Here is a 20,882-nt window from a genome sequence, read left to right as displayed (position 1 = left end):
GTTGACGAGCGCCACGCGGTCGCCTCGTCACGACGTGCGCACATCCGGCCGGCAGCGGTTTGCCCCGCGGTTGCGACATGCGAATACGCCGACGGCGCTGATGGCATACAGGAGGTGACCAACCGGTATCGTTGAGGCAATCATGCTTGTACTTGCTGTCGACACCGCGACGCCTGCCGTTACAGCAGGACTGGTGGAACTGGAGCAGGCCGCCACACAGCCGCAGGTCCGCACTCTCGCCTCCCGGGTGACCGTGGACGCGCGCGCCCACAACGAGGTGCTCACCCCGCAGATTCTGGCCTGCCTCGAGGAGGCCGACCGCACGCGCACCGATATCGGGGCGGTCGTGGTGGGTATCGGCCCCGGCCCGTTCACCGGCCTGCGGGTGGGAATGGCGACCGCCGCCGCCTTCGGTGACGCCCTGGGCCTGCCGGTGCACGGCGTCTGCAGTCTCGACGCCATCGCCGCGGAGGCATGGCCCGAGGTGCCGGCCGGTCAGGACGAGATCTCGGGCGCCGAACTGCTCGTGGTGACCGACGCCCGCCGCCGCGAGGTGTACTGGGCGCGGTATCGCCGCGGCGGCCGCGTCGACGGTCCCGGTGTGTGCAAACCGGTCGATCTGGATTCCGGGGACGCGACCGCGATCGCCGGATCACCCTCGCACGTGGACTTTTTCGATCTTCCGGTGCTGCCGGTGGAGACCCCGTCGGCGGCGGGGCTGGTGCGGTGTGCCGCCCACGACATCCTCGCGCGCGCGACGCCGCAGCCGCTGGTCCCGCTGTATCTGCGCCGTCCCGATGCGGTCGAACGCAGCTATCAGGCGGTGCGATGAGTACCGAATCCTCGCCGGTGGTCCATATCGAACCGATGGGCCCGGCCGATATCGCGCGCTGCGTGGAATTGGAACTGCTGCTGTTCCCGGAGGACGATCCCTGGCAGGACGTGGCCTTCCGCTCGGAGCTGGCCGGTTCGCACAATCGCTATCTGGTGGCGCGTGACGACGCGGGGCGCATGCTCGGGTACGCGGGCATCGCGCTGCTGGGCACGCCCGACCATCCCGAGGCCGAGATTCACACCATCGGTGTCGATCCGGATGTGCACCGCGGCGGCATCGGGACCGCCCTGTTGCGTGCGTTGCTGGCCGAGGCCGGCCGGCGCGGTGGGCCCGTCTTCCTCGAGGTGCGCACCGACAATGCCCCGGCCATCGCGCTCTACGAGAAGCACGGCTTCCACATCATCGGCCTGCGCAAGAGCTACTACCAGCCCAGCGGCGCCGACGCGTTCACTATGCGCCGCCCGGCGATGACCGGATTCCCGCACCCGGGCGTCGAGCGCGCCCACGACTCCGAGGTCCTGTCATGATCGTCCTGGGTGTCGAAAGTTCCTGTGACGAAACCGGTGTCGGCATCGTCCGCCGCCATCCGGACGGCACCTGCGAGCTACTCGCCGACGAGGTCGCCTCCAGCGTCGATCAGCACGCGCGGTTCGGTGGCGTGGTTCCCGAGATCGCCTCGCGTGCCCATCTCGAGGCCATCGTGCCCGCCATGCGGCGTGCGCTGTCGACGGCCGGCATCGCCAAGCCGGATGCGCTGGCGGTCACCATCGGACCGGGCCTGGCCGGTGCGCTGCTGGTGGGCGTGGCGGCCGCGAAAGCCTATGCGGCGGCCTGGGATATCCCCCTGTACGCGTTGAACCATCTCGGCGGGCACGTCGCCGTCGACACTCTCGAACACGGACCGATGCCGCCGTGCGTGGCCCTGCTGGTCTCCGGCGGGCACACCCATCTGCTGCACGTGACCGATCTGGCCGAGCCGATCGTCGAACTCGGCAGCACCGTCGACGATGCCGCCGGCGAGGCGTTCGACAAGGTGGCGCGGCTGTTGGACCTCGGCTTCCCGGGCGGTCCGGCGCTCGATGCCGCTGCGGTCCACGGTGATCCTGCCGCGATCGCATTCCCGCGCGGGATGACCGGGCCGCGTGATCCGCGCTACGACTTCTCCTTCTCCGGTCTCAAGACCGCCGTCGCCCGCTACGTCGAGGCGGCCCAGCGCAACGGGACCGAACTGCCGATCCCCGATATCGCGGCCTCGTTCCAGGAGGCGGTGGCCGATGTGCTGACCATGAAGGCCGTGCGCGCGGCGCAGGATGTCGGTGTGGACACGCTCGTGCTCGGTGGCGGCGCGACCGCCAACTCCCGGATCCGGTCGATGGCCGAAGAGCGGTGCGCGGCCGCCGGTCTGACCCTGCGGGTGCCGAAGCCGCGCTTGTGTACCGACAACGGCGTCATGATCGCCACCCTGGGTGCCCACGTGATCGCGGGCGGCGCCGAACCGTCTCCGTTGACGGTCGCGACCGATCCAGGTCTTTCGGTGTCCACCAGCCAGATTCGCTGAGGCCGTCCCGAAAAGGATTCCGCCGGCTCAGTTCTGGGGCTGCACGGTTGTGCTGGGCGCTGTCGGCTGCCCGGAGGGAGTGGATTCACCCGGCTCGGCGGACTGGGCCGGGTCCGTCTCCGCAGACCCGGAACTCGAGTGCGGCGGTACCGGAATTCGGGTACTGCCCGGCTTGGTCGGCGCGGCCCCCGGAGTAGGACTGTCCGGTGTGGTCGTCTCGGGCGTAACCGGTTGCGGCGTGGTGGTTCCCAGCAGCGGTCCGAGCAGATGCGGCAGGTTGGGCAACGGGATCTGCGGCAGATTCGGATCCGGCCGCAGGACCGGCGCACTGGTCGTCGGCGTGATCGGCGGCACCTGATCGGCATGGGTGGTCGGCACCGAGCTGCCCGGCGATGTGCCGGGTGCCGAACTGCCGGGCTGGGTGGAGCTCGTCGGCGGACGCTCGGTCCGGCTCTGCCCGGTGCCGTCCGTCGATGTAGCCGTGGGCATCGGGGACGACGTGGGCGACGTGGTCAGCTGAGTACCGGTCGTCCCTGCCGGGGTCACATCCTGGTGGGCCGTCGGCACGAGTTCCTTGACGCCGTAGCCGACCACGAGACCGACCACCACGACCGCACCGACGAGGGTGCCGATCAGTTTGGTGAAGGTTCCGGCCGATCCGTCGCTACCGAGCGCGATCGGGGAGAAGGTCGAGGGCTGGGCCGAATCGGCCACCAGCGCCGCGCCTTTCGCGGTCACCGCCTCCGGCTCCGGAACCGAGACCACCGGAATGTCGAGCAGTGCGTCGAGTCCCTCGACCAGCGAGGCGATATTGGCGCCGCCGCCGATGATCGCCACTGCCTCCGGGGATTTCGGCGCTCGTGCGAAGACCGCGCGGGCGTAGTCGGCCGCCTCGTGCAGCAGATCGGCGATCAGTTCACCGAAATCGGCGCGGGTCAGCTTCAGCGGCTGCCCGGCGACGTGATCGATGGTCACCGCCGGGGCGATGGACAGATGCTCCTTGGCGGCCCGGCTGCGGTTGATCAGCATGGTCCGGTTGGGCCGGGTGCCCCTGCGGGCGAAATGGCAGTCCAGCAGATGGTGATAGATCAGCTCGTCCACCGCGGCGCCACTGATCGTCTCGGTGCGCTCCGAACGCAGCACGGTGTCGTCGGCCAGATCGGCCACGGTGACCGTCGTACCGGAGGCGCCGAGGTCGATCACGGCCACCGTCTCGTAGCGGTCGAGGAGGCCGGTCTCGCGCAAATAGGTGAGTGCCGCAGTACTTTCGGGGATGAGCTGCACATCCCGGCGCTGCTTGCCGATCGCGGCGCGAATCGCCATCGCCTGCTCACGATCGCGGTAGGCGACCGCGATGGCCCCGGCCGGGACGGGCTGCGTCTGGGGCGCCGAGGCGCCGGGCGTGTGCGTGCCGACCCGGTGCAGGTAGTCGCGGGGCATCTGCGTGGTCATCAGCTCGATCGACGAGGCGACCAGATCACCCGGATCGGAATGTGCCACATCCGCCGACACGACGCGGTAGTCGAAGCTCTGGGCGCCGTTGGGCGTGGTGGTCACGACGGCCGAGCAGACGACCTCGTTCCCGGCGGAGATACCGAGGGATGTTCGCATGTTCACCTCCCTTCTCGAGCTGGTCGAGCGGACGGCCTTGGTGGAACCGACCATCTCGAACGGACATCACGGGCATCCGCTGTGCGGCGAATACTCCGCGCGCGGATCGGGGCGGGTCTTCCTCCGTCGGGGGCGGTCCGGTGAGGCGCCATTCCGTCAGGCTTTCGGTCCCATCAGGTGCGATCCGTGTTCAGGGTCGGGACCGGCCGTCGATCACGTGCGGTCTTGTTCTCGTCTCAGGTGTGCGCGAGGTTGTCGCGCGAATGGGTGAAGCAGTGGTACTCAACGGATCGCGTGACGGTTACGGCCGATGGACGCGCCGTAACGACACAACTGTCGTACGGCATGACCGATCACGGAACCGTCTTACATACTGTCACAATCCGTTATCCGAACGTTACAGATTTTTCGGAGCAATTGCCACGCCCTCGGGCGTGTCGCGATGTCAGCACTGCCCACCCTTGAGCGCTGGCACTCTCGTGTATAGAGTGCTAGTCGGCACTGGTTGTGCTCAGGTGCCAGCTCGACTTTGGGCAAGGGTCCCGGCACCCGCGACGACGGGGCTGTGCGCAGGGTCGGCACGGCGGTAGTGGTAAGGCTCCACGAACGCCGCAGCAACACCGTGACCAAACCGTGAGTCCGGGGAACAGCCCCGGACGACCGAATCCCCTGAAAGTGGAGGGCTCAACGTGGCGAGCGTGAACATCAAGCCGCTCGAGGACAAGATCCTCGTCCAGGCCAACGAGGCCGAGACGACGACCGCCTCCGGCCTGGTCATCCCCGACACGGCGAAGGAGAAGCCCCAGGAGGGCACCGTCGTCGCCGTAGGACCCGGCCGGTGGGACGAGGACGGCGAGAAGCGCATTCCGCTGGATGTCAAGGAAGGCGACGTCGTCATCTACAGCAAGTACGGCGGCACCGAGATCAAGTACAACGGCGAGGAGTACCTGATCCTGTCGGCGCGCGACCTGCTGGCCGTCGTCGACAAGTGATGACCGACCGATGACCCACGCGGCCGTCGCGATCCGGATCGCACCGTAACGATCACTGCCCCGGTGTCCCACGCATGGGCGCCGGGGCAGTGATCGTTGTGGCCGGGATCGTCCAGGTCGCTGCTCCAGGCCGCGGGTCGTCGCAGGCCCGTCCACCACTCCCACCCCAAGGACATCTCAACCATGGCAAAGCAGATCGAGTTCGACGAGAAGGCTCGTCGGGCAATGGAACGCGGCGTCGACAAGCTGGCCGACGCCGTCAAGGTCACCCTCGGCCCGCGCGGCCGGCACGTGGTGCTGGCCAAGGCGTTCGGCGGCCCCACCGTCACCAACGACGGCGTCACCATCGCGCGCGACATCGACCTCGAGGATCCGTTCGAGAACCTCGGCGCGCAGCTGGTCAAGAGCGTCGCCACCAAGACCAACGACGTCGCCGGCGACGGCACCACCACCGCCACCGTGCTGGCCCAGGCCCTCATCAAGGGCGGCCTCAAGAACCTCGCCGCCGGCGCCAACCCGATCGGCCTCGGCGCCGGCATGAGCAAGGCCGCCGACGTCGTGTCGGAGGCGCTGCTGGCCGCCGCGAAGCCGGTCTCCGGCGAGAAGGCCATCGCCCAGGTCGCCACCGTCTCCTCACGCGACGAGGAAATCGGCGAAATGGTCGGCAAGGCCCTGACCACCGTCGGCAAGGACGGCGTCGTCACCGTCGAGGAATCCTCCACGGTCAGCACCGACCTGGAGATCACCGAGGGCGTGCAGTTCGACAAGGGCTACCTGTCGGGCTACTTCGTCACCGACCCCGACAAGCAGGAAGCCGTCCTCGAGGACGTCCAGGTGCTGCTGCACCGGGAGAAGATCAGCTCGCTGCCCGACTTCCTGCCGCTGCTCGAAAAGATCGCCGAATCCGGCAAGCCGGTGCTGATCATCGCCGAGGACATCGAGGGCGAGGCGCTGTCCACCCTGGTCGTCAACGCCATCCGCAAGACCCTCAAGGTCGTCGCGGTCAAGGCGCCGTTCTTCGGTGACCGGCGCAAGGCGTTCCTCGACGACCTGGCCGTCGTCACCGGTGGCACCGTGATCAACCCCGACCTGGGCATCAGCCTGCGCGAGGCCGGTCTGGACCTGCTCGGCCACGCCCGCCGCGTGGTCGTCACCAAGGACGAGACCACCATCGTCGACGGCGCCGGCACCCAGGAGGCCATCGACGCCCGCGTCGCGCAGCTGCGCGGCGAGATCGAGGCCACCGACTCCGACTGGGACCGCGAGAAGCTGGAGGAGCGGCTGGCCAAGCTGTCCGGCGGCGTCGCGGTCATCAAGGTCGGTGCGGCCACCGAAACCGCGCTCAAGGAGCGCAAGTACCGGGTCGAGGACGCGGTCAGCGCGGCCAAGGCCGCGGTCGAGGAGGGCATCGTCTCCGGTGGCGGTACCGCGCTGGTGCAAGCGGCGACCAAGCTGATCGAACTGCGCGACTCGCTGACCGGTGACCAGGCCATCGGCGTCGAGGTCGTGCGGCAGGCGCTGCGGGCGCCGCTGTACTGGATCGCCACCAACGCCGGTATCGACGGCGCGGTCGTGGTCAGCAAGGTCAGCGAGGGCAAGGACGGCTTCAACGCCGCCACCCTGACCTACGGCGACCTGATCACCGACGGCGTCGTCGACCCGGTCAAGGTCACCCGCTCCGCGGTCCTCAACGCCACCTCCGTGGCGCGCATGGTGCTCACCACCGAGAGCGCCGTGGTCGACAAGCCGGCCGAGGACGAGGCCGACAACCACCACGGCCACGCGCACTGAGTTATCGAAGCGGGCGGCGGGGCTGTGTCGAATTCGCGGCTCCGCCGCGGTGGCCCCCTAGAGCTCGTCGATCGGCACCCGTTGCTTGCTCCTTCGTCGCGTACGCAACGGGCACCGATCGACGAGCCGGGCCGCAACCCGTTGGGGTTGGGTCGGGCCGCAACCCGGTGAGATCGGGTCGGGCCTGAGTCTCGGTGACGGGAGCCTTGTGACCGCAACGGCCCGTTCACGTTTCGAACGTGAACGGGCCGTTGCCGTTTTCGTGAGGGGGCTGCGAGCGGATACTCGCTGGAGCGTTTGCGCCTACCTCGAGGCTCGGTTGAGGCCGGAGCTCAGTTGAGAGAGGTGGGACCGGCTTCCTCACCGTTGCGGTGCGCGGGGGGACGAATGTGTCGTGCGGCGGGGGCGTGATCGTCGGCGATCGCGGCCAGGAGCCGGGTGCGGAGGGTGGCGGGTGGCTGGACGGCCGACGCCGAGGCGAACAGGGTAAGAGCTTCTCTGGTCAGTTGCACTTCCGTGTCGAAGTCCGCGCGCAGTACGGGGTCGCCGGAGTCGAACAGCTCCTGCACCGCGCGCTGGTCCTCGTCGCCGATCGATCCGAGCGCGACCGTATGCGCGAGATCGATCTGGCTCTCGTTCATCTCACGTCACTCCCAAACTCTTTTTCAGTCGTGTCAATCCGTCCCGAATCCGGGACTTGACGGTCGGTAACCCTACTCCGAGGTAGGCAGCCACCTCGGCATACGTCCGGCCGCCGAAATACGCCAGCGAGATGGCCTCGCGCTGGGTTTCGGTGAGGGTGGCGAGGCTCTCGCGTACGGCCTGCTGTTCGAGTCGGCGGCCGACTTCCTCGGTGACCTCGTCGAATTCGTGGCCGAGGGTCGCGGTGCCGTAGGTGACCTCACGCTGGGCGTGCGCCTGTTCGGCTCGGACGCGGTCGACGGCGCGCCGATGCGCGAGCGTCATCAGCCAGGTCACCGCCGAACCCTTGGCCGGGTCGAAATTGGCTGCGGTGCGCCAGATCTGGAGGTAGACCTCCTGGGTCGTCTCCTCCGCGTAACCGGAATCGTGGAGGACACGCAGCACCAGTCCGAATACCCGGGCGCACGTGCGGTCGTACAGCTCGGCGAATGCTTGCTGATCGGACCGGCCGCAGCGCACCAGAAGTGCCGCCAGCTCGATACTTTCGCTTGCGCGTGCCGTGATCGCAGAGTCCACACTCGGTGTGGCCACCCGACCGTCCCCGATGGATCCTTGGAACGAGTCGTCCTCTGCGGCCGGCGGCCGCGTTGTCACAACGCTCCATTCTGTGTCATCGGTCACTACCGTAGCGCGTCGCTATGACCTCCTTTCAGGTGGGGTGCGTCGGGCAACGCACCTGTGGCCCAGCGGATTTCGCGCGTAAGACGACACGCCGAGGAGTGTGCGGAGACACGCCGTGACACGCCGATGACTTTCGCGAAACGCTGGGGCTTGGGTGCGGCCGTTGGTCAACATGCGGCAGGCGAATCGGCGGTGGCCGAGAACCTGCGCCTGTACCGGTGTCGCCGGCCACGTTCAGTGGCCGGGTGTTTGCTAGGTATTCGGCGCCCCAGCTGGTTCGGATCGGTCGGGTGCGACCGAATTTCGCGAGCGCCGGTCAGACGGCCATCCGGCGGCGGTTGCGCCGGGCGTGGAGCTCGCGTTCGGTCTCCGACATGCCGCCCCAGATGCCGTACGGCTCACTGACCTTCAGGGCGTGGCTGCGGCACTGCATGAGCACCGGGCAGGTCCGGCAGATCTCCTTGGCGCGCAACTCCCGCTGGGTGCGCGCGCGGCCGCGCTCGCCGTCGGGATGGAAGAAGACGGAGGAGTCCACACCGCGGCACGAGCCGCGCATCTGCCAATCCCAGATGTCGGCGTTGGGACCGGGGAGGTGGGTGGGCATGGGCATGGTGAACTCCTCATGGTGCGAGCTCGTCGGCGTTGTCGAGCGGTGCTTGTCAGCAGCGGTCTGTCCGGACCCTGGGCGGGGGCGACAGTGACCTTGCCGAGATCGGGCTCGGACCGTATCGCCGATCTCCGGCGATCGCAGTACGCGGTCGCCGCAATTTCGCGCGGCGCCGACGACGGCGATGAAGTACGTTAGGTCGCGCAGTGAAATCACGTCAATAGATACGTCGACAGTGATCGCAATTCCGGCAGATCTCAGATTTAACCTACGCACTGTTTACTTTCCGGACCGGGAAAGCGATACTGACCGGTTGACTTGTTTCGCGAGTATTGCGACGTGTCCGTAGATTCCCGCGTTTTCCCAGTTCACAGGGTGTTTAGCAGAAGAAAAGATCTGTCGTACTTGCCAACGCTGGGGAGTGTGATATGTGATGCGGCACACTGGCCTCGTGCGCGCGGAAGAAGTCCGGATGGCCGCGTCGGGGCGCGCAGGTTAATAATCCGAAAAGCGTGCGAATTCTGCTTCGGTGCGCCGGCGGTTAGCTCGTTGCAGATTTACCTGATGGAAACACGGCGCCTCCGCTTTTCGCTGAGAAATAGCCCGTATGCGGTGCGGAGCGCGGGCCGCCTCCGGATAAGGTGCGCTGGTGTTGGATTTGTCCCCGGGAGTGCGCGGGTTGCTGGACCCCGGGCCCGCCGCCGTACTGGCCGACGCGGCGTTCGGCGGCCGCCCCGGCATCGCGCTCGCGGATCTGCCCGTCGCCGCCGATCCCGCCGGAACCCGGTTGCGGGCAATCGTCCTCGGTGGTCGGGGGTGGTATGCGGCCGCGCGCACCGAATTGCTCCGGGCCGCCCGGTTGACCAGGGATCCGGTATTCCGCTCGCTCGTGGCCTCCACCGAGGCGTCGCTGCTCCGTCAACTCGGCTGGCACGCGCGCGCCGCGATCCTGGACGGACGCGCAGCGGCGCTGGTCGCGAACCTGCCGGTGGTGGGTGCCGCCGATCCGATGCGCGCTGCGGCGGTCTGCGACGCGCTGACCGGATTGGCCGCGGACGCACTCGGTACCGGGCAGCCGCAGGTGTCCGCGCGGTTGCTGCGGCGCTGTCGCGGCGAACTGGATCGCGCGCCCACGGACCTGCGGACACTGGTGCGCTGGCACTGGGTCAGCGCCGAAACCGCCCTCGCCGCACCCGGTCTGGGACTGGTCGCCGAGCCGGCGTCGACGCACGCCGAGGCGGCTGTCGCCGCGGCTGAGCGGATGGGATCGGTTCGGCATCAAGTGAAGTCGCGGCTACTGCTGGCCGCCGCGGCGGCGGCCGAGGGTGACATCGATCGCAGTCGCGCCGGTGCCGAGCTGGTCGATTCCCTCTGCGCCGCACATGGATTGCTGCCGCTGCGCTGGGCCGCCGCGATGTTGCGGTCGGGGGTGTGCGAGCCGGCCGAGGCCCGCCGCGCGGCAGCCGAAGCCGCTGTGTTCGCGAGCATTCTGGCTGGTCGGGGCGGTCGGCTGCGGATCGGGACGGAAATCGGGGAGCAGTGATCCCCCATGTTGTCCGACTCACATAGCTGAGCCGCTATTGTTGGTTTCGTTCCACCGACCGGTGGAAGCACCGGTCGAAATCCGGCCGTGCCACTTGTAACGCCAGGAATATCTCTGACGATGACGCACTCGGGCGAGGAGTTGGACGCCGCCGTAGCTGCTGCAGCTCAGGGCGACCGTTCGGCTTTAGCCCAGGTACTGGAAATCATCCGCCCGCTGGTAGTTCGTTATTGCCGTGCGCGGATCGGTTCCGCGGAGCGTGGGCAGCTCTCCGCGGACGACGTGGCGCAGGAGGTCTGCTTGGCTGTGATGACCGCCCTGCCGCGTTACCAGGACCAGGGGCGGCCGTTCATGGCTTTCGTGTACGGAATCGCCTCGCACAAGGTCGCCGACGCACATCGCAACGCCGCCCGTAACAAGGCGGACGCGATGGCCGAAGTACCAGATGTCATATCCACCGACCAGGGGCCGGAGCAGCGCGCTCTCGAATCCGAAACGAGCCGGCAGATGAACAGTCTGCTGGCCACGCTACCGGAGAAGCATCGAGAGATCCTGATCCTGCGTTTGGTCATGGGTTTGTCAGCAGAAGAAACTGCTGTCGCCGTGGGCAGTACGGCGGGAGCTATACGAGTGGCTCAGCATCGGGCGCTCGCGAAACTCAAGTCACAAGTGGCGAGGGCAGGTGAAATGTATGGCTAGGGATGGCGAGCGCGGTCGGGGCGACTGGAAGGCGCGGCTTGGATCGCCGAACAGCGGTCCCTATGCCGAGGCATCCGGGGAGTCCGGTGACGCCGGGCCGGTGGATATCGCAGCGGTCCGACGCGACGATGCGCTGATCGACGCCATCGCAGGCGACGGTCCCGTAGCGACCGACAGTGCCGAGGAGTATCAACTCGCGAGCCTGCTCGCGAATTGGCGAGCCGATATCGTCGACACTCCGATGCCGGCCGGTCCCGATCTGGACGCCGTGGTAGCGGCCGTCAACCAGGAGATCGGAGCGCGGGAGGCGAGGGTCAACGCCCATCGCCGCGGCAGATTGCGATTGGTACGTCCGCTGATGGGCGCCGCGGCCGCGGTCGCGGTGATCGCCGGCGGGACGACGGCCTTCTCCTACGGCGCGCAGCCGGGTGATCCGTTGTGGCGGGTGAAGGAGGTCGTGTTCAGCCAGCAGGCGCAGACCACGATCGCCCAGCGCGCCGACGACGATATGACCAAGGCGCAGGCGCTGATCGACCAGGGACACCCCGAACAGGCCAAGGCACTGTTGGAGAGCGCTTCCACCAACACGACTCAGGTCGACGACAACTCGCGCAAGCAGGATCTGCAGGTGCGCTGGCAGCACATGCTGGATCAGCTGAAGACCACCGCACCCGAGGTGGCCGCCGCGCTGGAGTCGCTGGAGCCGAAGGCGAATACGACGCCGGCCACCCCGACAGTGGTCGCGCCGACGACGCCGGGACAGTCTGCCAATCCAGGGCAGCACGAGAGCACCGGCTCCAAGCCGAGCACCCCGGGCCCGGAGATCATGCGCAGCCAGACCGCGCCCGAAACCGGTGCGAGCGGTTCCGGACCGGGAACGCCGGGCACCGAGCCGGGAAGTGGTTCCAAGCCGCCGACGAACCAGCAGCAGCAACCGCCGACGACTGCCGAGCCGCCGACGAACCAGCCGCCGACTCAGCAGCAGCCGCCGACCAACGAACAGCCACCCACACACGAACAGCCGCCGACGAACCAGCCCACCGCCAATCCGCCGACCACCATCGGCGGAGGGGCGGTGGTCCCGCCGACGCAGCCGCAGCAGACGGTGGCCCCGGTCCATCCGTCGGTGCCCTCGGTGCCGACGGTGGTCGTGCCGCCGGCCGGTGGGGGATTGCACACCGGCATCAACTAGAACCACATATTCAATACGAGAACCGATCGCCGATCCCGGCGGTCGGATTCGTGTTTTTCAGGGGTTTTCAGGGGGAAGTGCGCGCGGTACGTCGCGGCGGAAGTGTGGAAATTCACACGCCGAAAGCGCGCGCGGCTGTGCCGAGCCGAGCGCTACGCGGCTGAGGGGTCAGGCGTCGAAACCGTCGAATCCGTCGCCGTGCAGGGCTTCGTTCATCGAGGCATCCGCATATCCGCGGCAGTAGTCCCACGTCACGTAGGCCTCCGGCGTCGGATCGTATGCGGGCTCGTGCGGGCGGACCGTGCCGTCGACCAGCAGTTGCAGCAGGTTGGCGCGCAGCATGTCCCAATCGTGGTAGTGGTCCTGCCGGCAATCCTCACAGCTCACCACGAGACCGCGGATGCCCCGGTGGGACAGTAGCGCCTCGTACACCGCGAGATCGGCGAGATCCTCTTCGACCGCTAGGCGCTCATGGGGGTCCAGCGGCTCCCCAGGCTCAATGGCATCGAGCGCGGCCGACGGGTCGGAGGGATCTCCGGCGAAGGGGTCCGGCGGCAGGCCAGGTGGTAGATGGTCACGCACAATCCCACGGTACGCAGAACCACCCCCTCCGCGCCAGCGCTGAAGGCATTTTGACGCGCTTGTTGCGCGGCTGTCACCCTCGTCCACCACTGTGTCGGAGGCGACGAGGTCGCCCCCACAGGCGGCCGATACCATGGATACACAGGCGCCGGGTCGCACGCTTCGGCTCCACCATCCATCAGCTGTTCTCGATCGGTACCGAGGTCCCGGAATGCCGGGCCGAAGTGCCGTATCGGTGCTTTCGAGGTCCAGGAGGGGTCGATCAGATGAGTAGTCCCGTGATGGGCGAACGAGCCGTCCGCCCGCATACGGGTGGTGACGATCCGAACAAGATCGCCATGCTCGGCCTCACGTTCGACGACGTGCTGTTGCTGCCGGCCGCTTCCGATCTGATCCCCAGCTCGGTCGAGACCTCCAGCCGGTTGACGCGCGAGATCACGCTGCGCACCCCGCTGGTGAGTTCGGCGATGGATACCGTCACCGAGGCGCGGATGGCGATCGCCATGGCCCGCGCCGGAGGTATGGGCGTCTTGCACCGCAATCTGTCGGCCGCCGATCAGGCCGCGCAGGTGGAGACGGTGAAACGGTCCGAGGCCGGAATGGTCACCGATCCGGTCACCTGCCGCCCGACCGACACCCTCGCCGAGGTCGACGCGATGTGCGCGCGGTTCCGGATCTCGGGTCTGCCCGTGGTGGACGAGACCGGTGCGCTGGTCGGCATCATCACCAACCGGGACATGCGTTTCGAGGTCGACCAGAACCGCCGGGTCGCCGACGTGATGACCAAGGCGCCGCTGATCACCGCCCAGGAGGGCGTCACCGCCGAGGCCGCGCTGGGTCTGCTGCGCCGGCACAAGATCGAGAAGCTGCCGATCGTCGACGGCAACGGCCGCCTGCGCGGGCTGATCACCGTCAAGGACTTCGTCAAGACCGACCAGTACCCGAACGCGACCAAGGATCGCGACGGCCGCCTGCTGGTCGGCGCCGCGGTGGGTGTCGGCGAGGACTCCTGGTCGCGCGCGATGAGCCTGGCAGATGCCGGGGTCGACGTGCTGATCGTCGATACCGCGCACGGCCATCAGGCCCAGGTGCTGCAGATGGTCGCCAAGGTCAAGAACGAGGTCGGCGACCGGATCCAGGTCGTCGGCGGCAATATCGCCACCCGCGAGGGTGCGGCGGCGCTGGTCGAGGCCGGCGCCGACGCGGTCAAGGTGGGTGTCGGTCCCGGCTCGATCTGCACCACTCGCGTGGTCGCCGGCGTCGGCGCCCCGCAGATCACCGCGATTCTCGAGGCCGTGGCCGCGTGCCGCGCGGCCGACGTGCCGGTGATCGCCGACGGCGGTATCCAGTTCTCCGGTGACGTGGCCAAGGCCATCGCCGCCGGTGCGTCGACGGTCATGCTCGGCTCGCTGCTCGCCGGTACCGCCGAATCCCCGGGCGAACTGATCCTGGTGGGCGGCAAGCAGTTCAAGAGCTACCGCGGCATGGGTTCGCTGGGCGCCATGCAGGGACGCGGGCAGGGCAAGTCCTACTCCAAGGACCGCTACTTCCAGGACGACGTGCTGGCCGAGGACAAGCTGGTGCCCGAGGGCATCGAGGGGCGGGTGCCCTTCCGCGGTCCGGTGAATCAGGTCATCCACCAGTTGGTGGGCGGTCTGCGGGCGGCCATGGGCTACACCGGTTCCCAGTCGATCGCCGACCTGCAGCAGGCGCAGTTCGTGCAGATCACTGCGGCGGGTCTCAAGGAGAGCCACCCGCACGACATCACCATGACGGTCGAGGCACCGAACTACACCGGCCGCGGCAAGTAGGAGCCGGGGCGAGGGCGACGAGTCCTCGCCACGGCGACACGGTTGGCTCGCCGCTGTGTCGCGGGTGACGGAAATGCTTCCGGGACAAGGCATGTCATCGCGACGCGTCGGCCCAACGCGGTCCCGGGATACCGGTCGGTCGTGTCGATGTGTGACCGCGCCCGGCCCGTCCCGATGCTCACGGTCCGACACGGACCGCCCCCGGCGTATGGCGTACGCCGGGAGCTGGGAGGATGGACGCGCGTCGGCGTGAGATCGCCGCGACGTCGTGGCGCCGGCGCGCGAGTTCGTCGCACACACCGGCGTGGCAGAACACACTAAGGAGAGACATCAGTGCGGGACATGGTCGAGATCGGGATGGGTCGGACCGCCCGGCGTACCTATGAGCTGGACGATGTCGACATCGTCCCCTCGCGGCGCACCCGGTCGTCGAAGCAGGTGTCGCTGGCATGGCAGCTGGATGCCTACCGATTCGACATCCCCGTGGTCGCGCATCCGACCGATGCGCTGGTGTCGCCGGAATTCGCGATCGAATTGGGCCGCCTCGGCGGACTGGGCGTCATCAACGGCGAGGGACTGTGGGCCCGGCACGCCGATGTGAGCGCACGCATCGAGCAGTTGGTCGAGGTGGCCGAGCACAAGGGTCCCGAGGCCGCGGTCGAACTGCTGCAGGAACTGCACGCCGCGCCGATGCAGCCCGACCTGCTGGCCGCCGCGGTCGCGCAGGTGCGCGCCGCCGGAGTGACGGTCGCGGTGCGGGTGAGCCCCCAGAACGCGCGCGCCCTGACCCCGAGTCTGGTGCAGGCCGGGATCGACCTGCTGGTTGTCCACGGCACCATCATCTCCGCCGAACACGTCGGCGGCGCGAGCGCGGTGCCCGTCGAAGATGCCGGCTCGTCGGTGGAACCGCTGAACCTCAAGACCTTCATCGCCGAACTGGACGTGCCGGTCGTGGCCGGTGGCGTCAGCGATCACCGCACCGCCCTGCATCTGATGCGCACCGGCGCCGCCGGCGTGATCGTCGGTTACGGCTCGATGCCCGGCGCCACCACCACCGGTGAGGTGCTCGGTATCGGCGTCCCGATGGCGACCGCGATCGCCGATGCCGCCGCGGCCCGCCGCGACTACCTCGACGAGACCGGCGGTCGCTACGTCCACGTGATCGCCGACGGCGACATCGTCTCCTCCGGCCAGCTGGCCAAGGCCATCGCCTGTGGTGCCGACGCGGCGATGCTGGGTGTGCCGCTCGCGCTGGCCCAGGAGGCGCCCGGCCACGGCTGGTACTGGCCCTCGGCGGCCGCGCATCCGTCGGTCCCGCGCGGCGCGCTGCTGCAGTTCGCCGAGCCGGACGAGCAGCCGGCGCTGGAGAAGGTGCTGTACGGACCGTCCAGCGATCCGTGGGGCTCGGTGAATCTCGTTGGCGGCCTGCGTCGTTCGATGGCCAAGGCCGGATACTGCGATCTGAAGGAATTCCAGCGGGTCGGTCTCAGCGTGCGGGCCTGAGATCGCACGCCGCGGCCCGGCTCAGTTGAGCCGGGTCAGCACCTCCCCGCGCAGGAAGTCGCGAATCGCGGCGTTGACCTGCTCGGGGTGGGTCATGTTGACCGCCTGACGGGCGCCCTCGATTTCGCAGAATCGCGATCCGACCAGTCGCCGTGCCATCTCCAGCGCGTGCGCGCGCGGGATGCCGGCCCGCGTCGGGTGGATGACCAATGCGGGACAGGTGATTTCGCACAGCCGATCCAGGATCGAGTCGCGGGCCAGCAGACATCCGGCCGCGGCCTCGAGCTCGTGCGGATCGCGCGCCAGCCACCGCTTGGTCCACACCGCCCGGTACCAGGCGTCGTCTCCGATCAGCCAGTGCGCCATGTGCTCGGCGAGGGCGTGCCGGATATTCGGCTCCCGCCAGTGGTCCAGGAAGCGGCGCGAGGTCACGAGTTCCTGCGGGGTCGGGCTGTGCGCCTCGGTCGAGATCAAGATCAGCGCCTCCACCCGTTCGGGAGCGAGCAGGGCGGTGCGCATGGCGCTGAACCCGCCCTGTGAGGTGCCGCCGACCACCGCGCGTTCGACGCCGAGCTGATCCAGCACGGTCAGCGCGTCGCGGGCCGCCGTCCAATAGGTGAAGGGCAGCCCCTCGTCGCGGGTGCGGCCGTGTCCGCGCGCATCCCAGGTGACGATGCGGAACTCCGGTGCCAATGCGGCCGCCTGCGATGCGAACATCGTTCGATCCATGAAGAATTCGTGCCCCAGCAGTACCACCGGGCCACGGCCACCGGAATCCTCGTAATGGATTTCGGCATCGATCGCACGGGCGAATGGCACGAGCACGAGGATAGCCGTCGCCGAGTGCCGCTGCTCCGCCTTCGTGATCGCCGCGGAGGAAGGCGGGCATGGATATGTGCTGGCGGATAGGCCGTTTCGCAAGCCCGGCCGGCACCGGCCGATACGACCGGCATCGAACCGGTGGAGTGGGGGCGATCACGGCCTCGAGTCGCAGGCTCGCCCGCCCTCGAGGTGCGCCGATGCCCTCACTAAACTGTGCGGGTGGCAGAAACCCAGCGACCAGTTCTCGTCGTCGACTTCGGGGCGCAGTACGCGCAGTTGATCGCGCGGCGCGTGCGCGAATCCAGCGTCTACTCGGAGGTGGTACCGCATACCGCGACCGTGGAGGAGATCGCCGATCGGCAGCCGCTGGCGGTGATCCTGTCCGGCGGGCCGTCCAGCGTGTACGCCGAGGGCGCGCCGCAGCTCGATCCGCGGTTGTTCGATCTCGACATTCCGGTCTTCGGTATCTGCTACGGATTCCAGGCGATGGCGCAGGCGCTCGGCGGCACGGTCGCGCACACCGGCACCCGTGAGTACGGCCGCACCGAGCTGAACATCGACGGCGGCGTGCTGCACGGCGGACTGCCGACGGTGCAACCCGTGTGGATGAGCCACGGCGACGCGGTCACCGACGCGCCGGCCGGCTTCGAGGTCACGGGGACGACGGCCGGTGCGCCGGTCGCCGCCTTCGAAAATCGCGCCCGGCGGCTGGCCGGTGTGCAGTACCACCCGGAGGTTCTGCACTCGCCGCACGGCCAGCAGGTGCTGAGCCGGTTCCTGCACGAACTCGCCGGCATCCCCGCGTCCTGGACCCCGGCCAATATCGCCGATGCGCTGGTCGAGCAGGTGCGCGAGCAGATCGGCGACGGACACGCGATCTGCGGCCTTTCCGGTGGCGTGGATTCCGCGGTGGCGGCCGCGCTGGTGCAGCGGGCCATCGGAGACCGGCTGACCTGTGTCTTCGTCGACCACGGCCTGCTCCGGGCCGGGGAGCGCGAACAGGTTCAGCGCGACTTCGTCGCCGCCACCGGGGCCAAGCTGGTGACGGTCGACGCGGTGGAGAAGTTCCTCGGTGAGCTGAAAGGCGTCACCGATCCGGAGGAGAAGCGCAAGATCATCGGCCGGGAGTTCATCCGGTCCTTCGAGGATGCGGTCGCCGAGGTCGTGAAGTCCACCGGCACCGAGGACGGCGATGGCGGACCCGCGGTCGAATATCTGGTGCAGGGCACCCTGTACCCGGACGTGGTCGAATCCGGTGGCGGCTCCGGCACCGCCAACATCAAGAGCCACCACAACGTCGGCGGGCTGCCCGAGGATCTGGAATTCGAGCTGGTCGAACCGCTGCGGCTGCTGTTCAAGGACGAGGTGCGCGCGGTCGGCCGCGAGGTCGGGCTGCCCGAGGAAATCGTTGCGCGCCAGCCCTTCCCGGGGCCGGGCCTGGCGATCCGGATCATCGGCGAGGTCACGCCGGACCGGCTGGAAACCCTGCGGCAGGCCGACGCGATCGCCCGCGAGGAACTGACCGCCGCCGGTCTGGACGCGCAGATCTGGCAGTGCCCGGTGGTCCTGCTGGCCGATGTGCGCAGTGTCGGCGTGCAGGGCGACGGCCGCACCTACGGACATCCGATCGTCCTGCGGCCGGTGTCGAGTGAGGACGCCATGACCGCGGACTGGACCCGCCTGCCCTACGAGGTGCTCGAACGCATCTCCACCCGGATTACCAACGAGGTGGCCGAGGTCAATCGCGTGGTGCTCGATGTGACCAGCAAGCCGCCGGGCACCATCGAATGGGAATGAGCGGCTGTCGTCACGGATAGCGGAGAAGGGGCCTTCCAGCATCGGCTGGAAGGCCCCTTCTTTCTGTTGCGGCCTCTTCCGGAGGCTATTTCTTCCTTCGCGGCGAGATCACCAGGGCGATGCCCACGACCACCGCCACACCCACCACGATCCAGCCCACCGGCACCGCACTGTGGAAGGGCCAGGACGTGGGGCCGATGAAGGCCCAGACGCTGACCAGCAGGGCGAGTATCCCGGCCAGCAGCAGCGAGAACGACGGTCCGCGCCCAGTTTCGGTCCGAGTGTCGGCCGTTTCGTTGTCAGCCACGTTTCACCTCCGCGTTTCCGGCGTGGACATCGACGTCGAGAGTGAGAATCGGCCCGTCGGCCGGTCCGGTGGGCCCCTGCGGGCACGACACGTCGCCCATACTGGCGTTGCAGGTCGCGTGTAGCCGCATCGAGTCCGGCACCAGCACCCGGAAGTCGCCCATCTGGACGTTCACGTGCACCGTGCGATTCTCGGTGAGGGGCAGTCGGCGCAGATCGAGCGTGCCCGATCCCATGGTGATCCGGTATTCCGAGGCCAGATCGGCGGTTGTGGCCGGGGTCCAGACGTGGTCGCCCATGGCTCCGCGGTCGAATTCGACGGGACCGACCATCGAGGCGAGGATGACGAATCCCGCCAGCGGCGCCAGCACCACCATCAAGCCGTAGCCGCGTCGCAGGAACGCGCCGACGATCAGGCCCAGGCCGACCACCGCCAGGGCGACCGCGCCGATCCGCGCGGGTGTCATCCAGTCCGCCCCGGCCGCGGCCACCGCGCCCGCCGCCGCTGCCGCCAGGACGGCCAGACCGATCACCACCGGCGTGAGCCGGGAGCGCGGCCGCTGTGCGGGGACGACCGCGACCGGGCGTTGCTGCGTCGGGGTGGGCAGATCCCAGGCCATGGGCGCCACGCCGAGCGGATCCCAGCCGGCCGCAGTCGGGCCGACATGCGCCGGGTTCGGGATCGGACGGTTGCCGGTCGGCCGTGGGCCGGGAGGAGGCGTCGGGCGAGGAGGTGTGCTCCCGCCGGGCCCGGGCGAATCGTCGGGGCCGGACTCGTCCTCGGCCGGGTGTTCGTCGGAGGGTGCCGCCGATTCGGATTCGGCGGTGAGTGGCCGGGTCAGCGCGACCGTGGGTCGGTCGTCGGCCGGCGCTTCGTCGGTGAGCGAGTCCGGCTCGGTGGCAGCGTGTTCGGAGGTACCGGGATCGGTCGCGGCGTCCGAATCGGCCTGCCGTTCGGACGCATTTTCCGTCGGAACACCTTCTGCGGCAGAGCTTTCGGTCGCAGTCGGTTCGGTCGCTTCGGGTGCCGAGCTCGTGCTGTCCGGCGATGCGGTGCAGGCTTCGCCAGGATCACTTTCCGGCGTCCCGGTGGCCGGATCGACCCGCAGTGGGGCGGTGGCGGCGGCTGCGACGATCGGTTCGGTTGCCGTCGACGCGTTGTCCGCCGTCGAAACAGCGTCGTTCGAGGCCGGTGTCGGTGTGGTCGGAACCTGGCCGCCGGCAAAGGCATTCGGGTCCGGTTCGTAGTGGTCGGGCAGCTTGGTGAAGGGTCCGTACTGGCTTCCGCTCCACGGCGACCCGCCCGGGAAGCTCGCCCCCGGATATCCCGTCGCCGCGATCCCGCCCTCGGCCGTCAGCGGATAGGAGCCGTCGATCGGCGGTTCCGGCTGCCGCATGTACAGCAACCACCAACCGGCCACCATCAGCGCGAAACTGATCACCCCCGAGCCGCCGAGTCCGACACCCACCGGGCCCATCGTGGTGACCGCGATCGCCAGAGCGACGATCAGCACGATGGTCTTGGTCGACGACTGCGAACTGCGTCCGCGGCTGATCAGGCCCTCCGCGGGTGAGACCGCATCACCCGCCGGAGGCAGCAGCAGCCATGCCGCCAGATACAACACGATGCCCGCACCACCGAAGATCGTCGACACCACGAACGCGACCCGGATCAGTACCGGGTCCACGCCGTAGCGCCGGCCGAATCCGGACGCCACGCCGGCGACCGGACTCTGTCCCGGCAACCGTGTCGGACGCGTCCGCCACAGGTGCTGGAGCTGTTCGCTGAATCCCGTCCGGCTCGTGCCGCCGGTCCCGCCGCTCGCTGTGGTCATAGCTCAATGGTGGCCGTGAGCAGCATCGAATGGCATCGGGGTTCACCCTGAAAACGAACCTGAACTACATCCGGA

Annotated in this window: 19 protein-coding genes; 11 read left to right on the top strand and 8 right to left on the bottom strand. The window is 68.6% G+C overall.

Annotated features, from left to right (window positions below; all coding sequences use genetic code 11):
* The first annotated feature begins 142 nt into the window (after nt 1–142).
* The 3 genes from tsaB to tsaD are packed head-to-tail and all read left to right on the top strand — an operon-like array spanning nt 143 to nt 2,393.
* On the top strand, nt 143–832 hold the full coding sequence (gene tsaB / locus A5780_RS16005) for a tRNA (adenosine(37)-N6)-threonylcarbamoyltransferase complex dimerization subunit type 1 TsaB (RefSeq protein ID WP_063012648.1): 690 nt from the start codon (nt 143–145) through the stop codon (nt 830–832).
* The gene (gene rimI, locus A5780_RS16000) at nt 829–1,362 is read left to right on the top strand and encodes a ribosomal protein S18-alanine N-acetyltransferase (RefSeq protein WP_063012650.1); all 534 of its coding nucleotides are present in this window, start codon (nt 829–831) and stop codon (nt 1,360–1,362) included. Before tsaB ends, rimI begins: the two co-directional genes overlap by 4 nt.
* Nucleotides 1,359–2,393, top strand: a complete 1,035-nt coding sequence (tsaD, locus tag A5780_RS15995; protein ID WP_030513504.1) for a tRNA (adenosine(37)-N6)-threonylcarbamoyltransferase complex transferase subunit TsaD — start codon at nt 1,359–1,361, stop codon at nt 2,391–2,393. Before rimI ends, tsaD begins: the two co-directional genes overlap by 4 nt.
* Before the next feature lie 27 nt (nt 2,394–2,420).
* Here the strand turns inward: tsaD and A5780_RS15990 are convergent, their stop codons facing one another.
* On the bottom strand, nt 2,421–4,004 hold the full coding sequence (locus A5780_RS15990) for an Hsp70 family protein (RefSeq protein WP_156769516.1): 1,584 nt from the start codon (nt 4,002–4,004) through the stop codon (nt 2,421–2,423).
* Nucleotides 4,005–4,693: 689 nt separating this feature from the next.
* Here A5780_RS15990 and groES point away from each other — a divergent pair.
* Both groES and groL read left to right on the top strand, forming a co-directional pair.
* Nucleotides 4,694–4,996: a co-chaperone GroES gene (groES, locus tag A5780_RS15985; protein WP_030513506.1), complete on the top strand. Its 303-nt coding sequence runs from the start codon at nt 4,694–4,696 to the stop codon at nt 4,994–4,996.
* A gap of 183 nt (nt 4,997–5,179) precedes the next feature.
* Entirely contained in the window at nt 5,180–6,787 is a 1,608-nt protein-coding gene (gene groL, locus A5780_RS15980) for a chaperonin GroEL (protein WP_030513507.1), read from the top strand.
* A 332-nt stretch (nt 6,788–7,119) separates the two neighbouring features.
* Here groL and A5780_RS15975 read toward each other — a convergent pair whose 3' ends face one another.
* From A5780_RS15975 to A5780_RS15965, 3 genes are all read right to left on the bottom strand, one after another.
* Entirely contained in the window at nt 7,120–7,428 is a 309-nt protein-coding gene (locus A5780_RS15975; RefSeq protein WP_227463192.1) for a hypothetical protein, read from the bottom strand.
* A gap of 1 nt (nt 7,429) precedes the next feature.
* Entirely contained in the window at nt 7,430–8,005 is a 576-nt protein-coding gene (locus A5780_RS15970) for a sigma-70 family RNA polymerase sigma factor (RefSeq protein WP_063012702.1), read from the bottom strand.
* Between the two features lie 421 nt (nt 8,006–8,426).
* A complete protein-coding gene (locus tag A5780_RS15965; protein ID WP_030513510.1) occupies nt 8,427–8,720 on the bottom strand; it encodes a WhiB family transcriptional regulator in 294 nt (97 codons plus the stop codon).
* 646 nt (nt 8,721–9,366) lie between these two features.
* Between A5780_RS15965 and A5780_RS15960 the strand changes: the two genes are divergently transcribed.
* From A5780_RS15960 to A5780_RS15950, 3 genes are all read left to right on the top strand, one after another.
* Nucleotides 9,367–10,260 carry a hypothetical protein gene (locus A5780_RS15960; RefSeq protein WP_231982971.1) on the top strand — a complete coding sequence of 298 codons (894 nt, stop codon included), beginning with the start codon at nt 9,367–9,369 and terminating at the stop codon, nt 10,258–10,260.
* Nucleotides 10,261–10,380: 120 nt separating this feature from the next.
* Nucleotides 10,381–10,959, top strand: coding sequence for a sigma-70 family RNA polymerase sigma factor (locus A5780_RS15955; protein WP_030513512.1), 579 nt, complete (start codon nt 10,381–10,383; stop codon nt 10,957–10,959).
* Complete coding sequence (locus A5780_RS15950) at nt 10,952–12,151, top strand: anti-sigma-D factor RsdA (protein ID WP_082940783.1); 1,200 nt, start codon at nt 10,952–10,954, stop codon at nt 12,149–12,151. The genes A5780_RS15955 and A5780_RS15950 overlap by 8 nt, the downstream gene beginning before the upstream one ends.
* 168 nt (nt 12,152–12,319) lie before the next feature.
* Here A5780_RS15950 and A5780_RS15945 read toward each other — a convergent pair whose 3' ends face one another.
* Nucleotides 12,320–12,733 (bottom strand): DUF5319 domain-containing protein, encoded by a 414-nt coding sequence (locus A5780_RS15945; protein WP_025347353.1) that lies wholly within the window; start codon nt 12,731–12,733, stop codon nt 12,320–12,322.
* A gap of 266 nt (nt 12,734–12,999) precedes the next feature.
* Here A5780_RS15945 and guaB point away from each other — a divergent pair, with 266 nt between their 5' ends.
* Nucleotides 13,000–14,544 carry an IMP dehydrogenase gene (guaB, locus tag A5780_RS15940; RefSeq protein WP_227463190.1) on the top strand — a complete coding sequence of 515 codons (1,545 nt, stop codon included), beginning with the start codon at nt 13,000–13,002 and terminating at the stop codon, nt 14,542–14,544.
* A gap of 333 nt (nt 14,545–14,877) precedes the next feature.
* Nucleotides 14,878–16,047, top strand: coding sequence for a GuaB3 family IMP dehydrogenase-related protein (locus A5780_RS15935; RefSeq protein ID WP_063012661.1), 1,170 nt, complete (start codon nt 14,878–14,880; stop codon nt 16,045–16,047).
* Nucleotides 16,048–16,068: 21 nt separating this feature from the next.
* Here A5780_RS15935 and A5780_RS15930 read toward each other — a convergent pair whose 3' ends face one another.
* Nucleotides 16,069–16,866, bottom strand: coding sequence for an alpha/beta fold hydrolase (locus A5780_RS15930; RefSeq protein ID WP_030513516.1), 798 nt, complete (start codon nt 16,864–16,866; stop codon nt 16,069–16,071).
* Between the two features lie 222 nt (nt 16,867–17,088).
* Between A5780_RS15930 and guaA the strand changes: the two genes are divergently transcribed.
* The gene (gene guaA, locus A5780_RS15925; protein ID WP_030513517.1) at nt 17,089–18,666 is read left to right on the top strand and encodes a glutamine-hydrolyzing GMP synthase; all 1,578 of its coding nucleotides are present in this window, start codon (nt 17,089–17,091) and stop codon (nt 18,664–18,666) included.
* An 85-nt stretch (nt 18,667–18,751) separates the two neighbouring features.
* Here guaA and A5780_RS15920 read toward each other — a convergent pair whose 3' ends face one another.
* A complete protein-coding gene (locus A5780_RS15920; protein ID WP_030513518.1) occupies nt 18,752–18,973 on the bottom strand; it encodes a hypothetical protein in 222 nt (73 codons plus the stop codon).
* Nucleotides 18,966–20,807 (bottom strand): PspC domain-containing protein, encoded by a 1,842-nt coding sequence (locus A5780_RS15915; protein ID WP_064908831.1) that lies wholly within the window; start codon nt 20,805–20,807, stop codon nt 18,966–18,968. Before A5780_RS15915 ends, A5780_RS15920 begins: the two co-directional genes overlap by 8 nt.
* Between the last annotated feature and the right edge of the window lie 75 nt (nt 20,808–20,882).

The sequence above is a fragment of the Nocardia sp. 852002-20019_SCH5090214 genome (assembly GCF_001665865.1).
In the GTDB taxonomy this organism is placed as follows: Bacteria; Actinomycetota; Actinomycetes; order Mycobacteriales; family Mycobacteriaceae; genus Nocardia; species Nocardia nova.
The sequence above is the reverse complement of the archived record's forward strand: the minus strand, read 5'-3'. Positions and strand labels throughout refer to the sequence as shown.

Bases quoted from the DNA above. Each gene is read 5' to 3' on its own strand.
- groL (WP_030513507.1), top strand. From the start codon at position 5,180: ATGGCAAAGCAGATCGAGTTCGACGAGAAGGCTCGTCGGGCAATGGAA.
- A5780_RS15990 (WP_156769516.1), bottom strand. From the start codon at position 4,004: ATGCGAACATCCCTCGGTATCTCCGCCGGGAACGAGGTCGTCTGCTCG.
- A5780_RS15915 (WP_064908831.1), bottom strand. From the start codon at position 20,807: ATGACCACAGCGAGCGGCGGGACCGGCGGCACGAGCCGGACGGGATTC.
- A5780_RS15965 (WP_030513510.1), bottom strand. From the start codon at position 8,720: ATGCCCATGCCCACCCACCTCCCCGGTCCCAACGCCGACATCTGGGAT.
- A5780_RS15975 (WP_227463192.1), bottom strand. From the start codon at position 7,428: ATGAACGAGAGCCAGATCGATCTCGCGCATACGGTCGCGCTCGGATCG.
- tsaD (WP_030513504.1), top strand. From the start codon at position 1,359: ATGATCGTCCTGGGTGTCGAAAGTTCCTGTGACGAAACCGGTGTCGGC.
- guaB (WP_227463190.1), top strand. From the start codon at position 13,000: ATGAGTAGTCCCGTGATGGGCGAACGAGCCGTCCGCCCGCATACGGGT.
- A5780_RS15950 (WP_082940783.1), top strand. From the start codon at position 10,952: ATGGCTAGGGATGGCGAGCGCGGTCGGGGCGACTGGAAGGCGCGGCTT.
- A5780_RS15955 (WP_030513512.1), top strand. From the start codon at position 10,381: ATGACGCACTCGGGCGAGGAGTTGGACGCCGCCGTAGCTGCTGCAGCT.
- rimI (WP_063012650.1), top strand. From the start codon at position 829: ATGAGTACCGAATCCTCGCCGGTGGTCCATATCGAACCGATGGGCCCG.
- tsaB (WP_063012648.1), top strand. From the start codon at position 143: ATGCTTGTACTTGCTGTCGACACCGCGACGCCTGCCGTTACAGCAGGA.